Below are 1,190 nucleotides of genomic sequence, written 5' to 3' on the forward strand. Positions count from 1 at the left end.
GCGCTCCCGCAATTCCATAGGATGTGGCTTGCCCATTCCTACCCCCTATATCTGCCTCACAAACAGAGAACCATGGGCGCCACATCTTGGGAATCCTGAATCCGATCAGCTTGGGAACGCTCTAAAGTATTGGAACGAGTTCCGTTTCGTCATTGAGAGAACCCGCTCAACCCTCTTCCCCGTCGCAATCCAGGTTCTTTTGACATCACCCGATCGACTATCCGACCGCACCCCGGCATTGGCCGTCCCTACGCCCCGAGAACGTCGCGGATCGAGCCCTCGACAGGCGGGTGGAATATAAGCTTCAGGATGTATTTTGCCGATAGCGGTCGGCGCCTGTTCTGTGGAAGGACCAGCAGCAACCGTGCGAGAGGACAATAGCCCACGAAAACCAGAGCCGTGGTCCCAAAGGTCTGAATCCACAGGAACGGTACCAGCACCGGCACGAAGCTTGCGATCATCCAGCCCAAATAAGCGACCCGGAGTTGCGTGGGGAAGTCAGCCATGTCGCGACTGCGCGCAAGGTAGATCGCAGCGATTGCAGTTGCCAGCACCAGTGCGGCCCCGCGGGCATAGGGCGCGCCTGCTACCGTTGCGATAAGCAGAACCGACAGAGTGGCCCAGCCCCACCAACTCAGCTTGCTTGTTTTCCAGTGGCGACGCCAGAATGTAGAGGGTCGCGGCGCTCGGTCGTGGATGGCGGCAGTCATCGGATTGCTCCTTTTTAGATGTGTCTCCCAATGCCTTTGCGAGGCGGAGCCTCCCAAGTCTGGGTATGCAGGAACTATTGGACTGTCCCGTTTCACCCGGGTGTCAGCGGGCGCGCAAACCGGTTTCAATTGTTACGTCGCAAGCGCCTTCGGGAGTGGCAGCGCTCCAAGTCGAACCTTTCGGAAATCGATAACGCGCCAGCAGCAAACACTTGCAAATTCGGTATCCGACGGAACCGCTGCATCGTCCGCTCGCGTCGTCGAAACGGCAGGTGCGAGTTCTCCGCCCTGTTGTTCCGCCAGCGGCCAGTTCCTTGCCCATCCGCCGAGTGGACTTCCCTCAGCACGGCACTGTATGACCGAAGTTTGTCGGTGACGCAAACATGCGGCCGGCAGTGGCGCTTCATCGATATCTTCGAGAATTCCAATGCCGCGTTCCTGTCCCGGTTCTTCGTCACGAAATCCTCCAGCACTTCGCCC

The 1,190-nt window shown here is 58.7% G+C and carries 2 protein-coding genes; both read right to left on the reverse strand.

What is annotated here, in order from left to right:
• Window positions 1-248: 248 nt before the first annotated feature.
• The gene (locus tag EU800_RS26040; protein ID WP_129636352.1) at window positions 249-710 is read right to left on the reverse strand and encodes a hypothetical protein; all 462 of its coding nucleotides are present in this window, start codon (window positions 708-710) and stop codon (window positions 249-251) included.
• 125 nt (window positions 711-835) lie between these two features.
• Window positions 836-1,183: a DDE-type integrase/transposase/recombinase gene (locus EU800_RS26045; RefSeq protein ID WP_371685676.1), complete on the reverse strand. Its 348-nt coding sequence runs from the start codon at window positions 1,181-1,183 to the stop codon at window positions 836-838.
• Between the last annotated feature and the right edge of the window lie 7 nt (window positions 1,184-1,190).

This window comes from Tropicimonas sp. IMCC6043 (assembly GCF_004146235.1).
GTDB lineage: Bacteria > Pseudomonadota > Alphaproteobacteria > Rhodobacterales > Rhodobacteraceae > Tropicimonas.